The organism is Acetomicrobium mobile (genome assembly GCF_937920065.1).
Genome location: NZ_CALETC010000327.1, coordinates 1 through 2222 on the forward strand (window position 1 = coordinate 1; position 2222 = coordinate 2222).

The window sequence follows — 2222 nt, forward strand, 5'->3', positions numbered from 1 at the left end:
AAGATCACGGCTGAGTAGTGAAAGGAGGGGCGCTTTTGCGCCTCTCTTTTTTTAATATTCCTACCCAATGAAATTAAAGCAAGTATTGTCAAGACAACGAAAACATGATATAATAATCAAAACAAAGGAGGTGAAACCATGCATGAAGCGATGTATCTAACACCTGAAGAAGTCGCCAAAATATTACGTGTCAATGTGCGTACAGTCCATAACTTCATTAAATATGGCGAATTAGCAGCATTCAAGGCTGGACACCAATGGAGGATCCCAGCCAGCGAAGTGGAAGCAATGATCGAAAGAAACTCAAGCAAGAATAAAACGTAAGGAGGTATTTAAATAATGGTAATTAAATTAGCAAAAGAACGGGAGAAAAGAGGGTTGACTCAGTATGATCTTGCAATAATGACTGGTATTCATCCGTCGGACATCTCAAGACTCGAAAGTGGGAAATTTCCGTGTTTCAATGGATGGAAAAAACGCATTATTCAAGCTTTAAATTGGCCAGTAGAGAGGACGGAAGAGTTATTCCGTGAAGAATAAAAGGACAAGAGGTGGTAGAGCTTGAAATATGCCATAAATGAAATAATTATACCACAACATAGAAAAAGAAACTTAAACCAGACAAAATGTAAAGAATTAGCAGATAGCATTAAGGATATAGGATTGCTTCAACCTATTATCATAACAAAAGATAAAGTGCTCATATCCGGACTACATAGACTTGAAGCATGTAAACTTCTTAATTGGCAGGATATAGATTGTATAGAGAAAGATTATGATGAGCTCAACGCTGAGCTTGCCGAAATAGATGAAAACTTAATTAGGTCAGAACTTACAACTTTGGAACGTGCCGAACATCTAAAGCGACGGAAGGAAATATACGAGGCAAAATATCCTACAACAAAGCGACCACAAGGAGGCAGAAGGCCTAAAAACAGCGAAATAATTTCGCCGTTTTCAGAAGATACTGCATCTAAATTAGGAGTATCCCCACGGACAGTGCAACAAGAAGTCCAAATAGCCGAAAGAATAGCTCCTGAAGTGAAAAAAATTATAGCTGACACTGAACTTGCTGACAGCAAAAAAGAATTGCTCAAGTTGGCCAGAATGGAACCAGAAAAACAAATAAAAATAGCAGAAAAAATAGTTAAAAGCGAAGCAAAAAGCGTTGTCGACGCAAGAAGGCTTCTTAAGCGTGAAGAAGTAAAGGAAACCAAAAAACTAAGCGATAAATATCGCATTATATACGCAGACCCGCCCTGGCGTTATAATGACAAACGAGACGGCAATACAACTGGCGCAGAAGACCATTACCCTTCTATGACAATAGAAGAATTATGTGAGTTGCCAGTTAAGGAGTTGACAGAAGAAAATGCGGTGCTTTTCCTTTGGGTAACATCACCTATGCTTGAGGAGTGCTTCCAAGTTATCAAAGCATGGGGCTTTAAGTACAAAACATCTTTCATATGGGACAAAGTTAAACACAACATGGGACATTATAACAGCGTAAGGCATGAATTTTTGCTCATATGTACAAAGGGAAGTTGCTTACCAGATGTACCTACATTATTCGACAGCGTTGTTTCTATCGAAAGGAGCGATAAGCATTCAGAGAAACCAGAAAGGTTTAGAGAAATAATAGATACACTTTACCCTCATGGCCGCCGAATTGAGCTTTTTGCTAGAAAGAGCACCCCTGGATGGGATGTATGGGGGAATGAAATTTGAATGAGTATTATGAAAGCAAATTGGCCGATGGGAAGAATTTTGAAAAATTCGTATACGATGTTTTAAAGGACACGGGACTAGTGGTTGTAAAGCCACACCTTACTAAAGAAATGCAATTAAAAGGAGAAAATTCTATTGGTTGGGAGATTAAATACGATGAACGAATGGCCGAAACAAATAACGTTTACATAGAGGTAGCCGAAAAGAGTGATCCCAAAAATAATTCTTATGTTAAGTCGGGCATATATCGAGATGACAATTCGTGGCTATGGTTAATAGGTGACTATTCGGAAATTTATATCATCCAGAAAAACTTATTAAAGATATTAGTCGAAACAGGTAAATATCGCAAAGTAGAAAACAACCGAAAGTCTTCTATTGGCTATTTAATACCAAAAGAAATAATTAAGAAATATGCTGGTAAAGTTATTGTCCTTACAAAAAGGGGATGACAACATGACAAGACCCATGAAAAAAGGGGTAGATTACTTTCC

Annotated in this window: 4 protein-coding genes; all 4 read left to right on the plus strand. The window is 37.8% G+C overall.

What is annotated here, in order from left to right:
* Nucleotides 1-138 precede the first annotated feature (138 nt).
* Genes Q7P41_RS12225 through Q7P41_RS12240 form a run of 4 tightly spaced genes read left to right on the plus strand, consistent with a single transcriptional unit; the run spans nt 139 to nt 2180 of the window.
* Entirely contained in the window at nt 139-324 is a 186-nt protein-coding gene (locus tag Q7P41_RS12225) for a helix-turn-helix domain-containing protein (RefSeq protein ID WP_303884622.1), read from the plus strand.
* Nucleotides 325-339: 15 nt separating this feature from the next.
* Entirely contained in the window at nt 340-540 is a 201-nt protein-coding gene (locus tag Q7P41_RS12230; protein WP_303884624.1) for a helix-turn-helix domain-containing protein, read from the plus strand.
* A 21-nt stretch (nt 541-561) separates the two neighbouring features.
* Nucleotides 562-1728 (plus strand): MT-A70 family methyltransferase, encoded by a 1167-nt coding sequence (locus Q7P41_RS12235; RefSeq protein ID WP_303884626.1) that lies wholly within the window; start codon nt 562-564, stop codon nt 1726-1728.
* Nucleotides 1725-2180 carry a hypothetical protein gene (locus Q7P41_RS12240; RefSeq protein WP_303884628.1) on the plus strand — a complete coding sequence of 152 codons (456 nt, stop codon included), beginning with the start codon at nt 1725-1727 and terminating at the stop codon, nt 2178-2180. The genes Q7P41_RS12235 and Q7P41_RS12240 overlap by 4 nt, the downstream gene beginning before the upstream one ends.
* Nucleotides 2181-2222: the final 42 nt, after the last annotated feature.